The sequence below is a fragment of the Streptomyces sp. NPDC001056 genome (genome assembly GCF_053598955.1).
In genome coordinates, this window is record NZ_JBSFLI010000089.1 from 1 (window position 1) to 2,728 (window position 2,728).

Annotated in this window: 3 protein-coding genes; all 3 read right to left on the reverse strand. The window is 54.8% G+C overall.

Annotation, left to right across the window (positions count from 1 at the left end; genetic code table 11):
* Positions 1 to 647 (reverse strand): DUF262 domain-containing protein (locus ACWDD7_RS37500; protein ID WP_450460696.1); only part of this gene is annotated, 647 nt, incomplete at its 3' end.
* Between the two features lie 28 nt (positions 648 to 675).
* Positions 676 to 1,518, reverse strand: coding sequence for a phosphoadenosine phosphosulfate reductase family protein (locus ACWDD7_RS37505; protein ID WP_124632231.1), 843 nt, complete (start codon positions 1,516 to 1,518; stop codon positions 676 to 678).
* On the reverse strand, positions 1,518 to 2,621 hold the full coding sequence (locus ACWDD7_RS37510; protein WP_450460697.1) for a hypothetical protein: 1,104 nt from the start codon (positions 2,619 to 2,621) through the stop codon (positions 1,518 to 1,520). Before ACWDD7_RS37510 ends, ACWDD7_RS37505 begins: the two co-directional genes overlap by 1 nt.
* Between the last annotated feature and the right edge of the window lie 107 nt (positions 2,622 to 2,728).

The following is a 2,728-nucleotide window of genomic DNA, read 5'->3' on the forward strand; positions in this document are numbered from 1 at the left end:
CCTGGACGCCTTCCACGCCTCCGTCGCCGCCCACCGGGCGAAGCCGGGCACGCCCGACGCCGTCCTGCGCGCCGAGACTCATAGACCGCCTTGTCTGCATCGTATGACCATGTATCGATGAAGGCCCGAATCATCTTCGGAAAGAAACGGAATGCGCCCTCACCATTGTTTTGCTTCTCTGCCAACATCTGGGAAAGCAGGCCACGCATATCATTGACACGCGTCTCAATCCATATCTTAGTTTCGTCACTGACGGTGACCTTTGACTTTTTGAGTTCGTTCCACTGGGTTTCAATCTCAAGAAGCAAGGCAAGACACAGCATCAGCAACGTGGTTAGCCGTTGCTGACCGTCGATGACTGTCATTACCTGACCATACACCTGATTTTTCACTAAGGGGTTGATCGTGGTCTTCTTGGCATCATTCATCGTTATGATCGTGCCGATGAATGTGATCGATTCGTCAGGTCGCTTCAGTAACGCATCGAGACCTTGCAACGTGTCATCAATTAGCCTTTCGACGTTTGATCTGTCCCAAGCATAGTCCCGTTGGTATGGAGGGATATACAGGCCTCGCCCGTTTTTGGAGACGAAATCGTAAAGACTTTCTGACGTGGCTTCGAATATTTTTTGAGCTGGACTGACCACCTATCTACCCCCTCGATATCAGTTCTTGTTACTTGTGACAGACTAAGCAAGCTCCGCCACCCTCGTCTTCTAGAAAAAGGTCATCTATATCTACGGCGCCCTCGAGCTGCTGGCGCAGTGGATTCGGCCGTCTTCTGGCCATTTCGCGCTGCATGCGCAAGTCGTAGTCTGCCTGAATCTGCGCCATTCGCTCCGGTCGCTCAAGCTCTTCCAGAGATTCCCGCTGTGACCACGTAAATGGCGAGCCGTGATCTAGTGCGGTTTTCTCGTAAGCCTTCGCCGCCTCGAACGCATCAGGGTGAACCTGCTTAAGCCGCACCCACTCGATTTTTTGTTGAAAAAAGCAGAAGGTGCAGCCGCTGCGGGACCGCCAGCCGTAGTATGCAGGCAAACCGAGACCGGAGGCCTCCAGAATTTCGATTACCCCCGGTTTATCGATGCCGTGTTCGCGAAACGGCAGGCGAACGTGCATGTTTTCGTGCTGAGCGACCATGCCTTCCCGGTGATCCTCGTCCGCGCGGATCGCTACATAGCTAATGACAGTGTCTCCGTCATTGAGCCACGGCCGTACCCAACGCTTAAACGGCTCGAGTTTGAGCTGGCGCGTACACCAACGCGTGTTTGGCGAAGGGAGGAAGTTATTGTACTGTCGAAGCCAGAAGTCGAAGCCGCGGTTCGGATTTAGATATTCAATCGGTCGGCCAAGGAACCCCTCTAGGCGACCAAGAAATTCATAGACTTCCGGAAGTTCCTTTCCGGTATCGGTAAAGAAATAGTGTATATCGAGTTCTGGAAAGTGTTGCCGCATGAAAATTGCCAGCGCAGCACTGTCCTTCCCGCCAGACAATCCGAGTACATGTCGTTCGGCCATCAGGCTGACTCCTTTTTCGACTGTTTCATCAACAGCGCACCAGCCTCAGCAAGCGCGGCCAAAACGATTTCCGGCTTTTCTTGATAGACGGTTGCGAGAACCCGTTTTACCAAATCATCTACTGCCGGAATATCGGATTCGGACACGTCAACCGTACCGGTCACGTCGTTCCCATGACTGGCTCCAAACACTACGCCGATTACCCGACGCGTCGATGGCCGGCCCCGTAGAGTCGCCATTGCCTCTGCCCTACGAAATTCGATTGCCCAATTACTCAGCTGCAAGATCGCGGCATCGATGTCTCGGTCGACCCAGCTGATACTGGGTTTACTTACGGCCAGACTGATCAGGCCTTCAACGGCCGCTTGTGAACCGTCAAACTGCTCAAGCCGACCAGCAAAGGCATCTAGACGAAAGTCGCCAGTGATCCCTTTGACCGTAATCGCACGCAGGTGAAGTGACTCCAGTGTTCGACCTTCATGGTCGAGCGCGGACAGCAGAGCCTGGCTGACACTGGCCAGCATTTCCCCGTAGCAACGCGTCAACTCATCTGTGACCGACTGCAACTTCGCAATGAGGTCGACTGGCGCCGAAACTTGCAGCAAGCTGGGCAGATCGGTGAAGAGCACTTTATGAGGGTCATGTGCTCGAAGAAGCATGCCGCGAACTTCCTGCGATGTAGACGATATCGAAGTTGTTCGCTTCGCCCACTCCGGAAGATCAACCACCATACCAACCAGCGCTCGAGCGGCATCCAGAGGACCTACTTCGTCATCCTCCGATGCTTCACCGACACTTTCGGCGATCGCCTGAACGATCATCGCTTCATCCTGCGATGCTTCAACGAATTGAAATCGGATGCTTCGAGGATCGAGCAACCACTCATCGATTACCGCTTCGGACAGGTCAGGAGTGAAGACGCCATCGACATACATGGCCACGTATGACCTGCAGGCCATAAATAGCGCAAGTGCCAGTACGGGCATTACACCAGCGCGCAGCCCATAGGGTGGGGCAGCCCAGAATGCATAAAGCTCGGCGAGTGTGAGGTTCGATCCAGATTCCGTCAGCCGGACCTGCGTCGCCCACCAGAGTGCTTCCATCGAAGTCCCTCTGCGGTTCGCATCCGATCTGGACCGGCTCAGCAACAAGGTGCGCACCCGTGCCGAAGCGCTCCTTGAGTCGCCCGACGGCTCGGACGGACCCTCCC

Coding starts and splice junctions, on each gene's coding strand:
- ACWDD7_RS37505 (WP_124632231.1), bottom strand. CDS start 1,518: ATGGCCGAACGACATGTACTCGGATTGTCTGGCGGGAAGGACAGTGCT.
- ACWDD7_RS37510 (WP_450460697.1), bottom strand. CDS start 2,621: ATGGAAGCACTCTGGTGGGCGACGCAGGTCCGGCTGACGGAATCTGGA.